This window comes from Levilactobacillus paucivorans (genome assembly GCF_001437125.1).
GTDB classification, from domain to species: Bacteria; Bacillota; Bacilli; order Lactobacillales; family Lactobacillaceae; genus Levilactobacillus; species Levilactobacillus paucivorans.
In genome coordinates, this window is record NZ_JQCA01000085.1 from 1 (window position 1) to 359 (window position 359).

A 359-nucleotide genomic window follows, 5' to 3' on the forward strand; every position below is an offset into this window, starting at 1 on the left:
TATTGGGGTTTGCGCCCATGATATTTACCCTGCTGCTTAGCTAAGGCAATCCCTTGTTGCTGGCGCTCAATGATTCGCTTACGTTCACTTTCGGCCTGATACTTATAGAGTTCAATAATCAAGTTGGTCATCAGTTGACGTAAATTTGGGTCAGCAATCCCTGTCATGGACGGTAAATTCAACACATCTAGGGTGGCACCCTTATTTTGAATGGAGTTCATGATCTTAGTCAAATCATGGTTGTTTCTGCCTAAGCGATCTAATTCAGTGACCATTACAATATCACCCTCACGAATATAGGCCAGCATTTTTTGCAGTTCTGGCCGATTAGTGTTAGCCCCACTTAATTTATCCGTAAA

1 protein-coding gene is annotated in these 359 nt (G+C 42.3%); it reads right to left on the reverse strand.

The window, feature by feature from the left end:
- On the reverse strand, positions 1 to 359 hold a 359-nt coding region (locus tag IV54_RS07665; RefSeq protein ID WP_162259321.1), incomplete at both ends, for a recombinase family protein.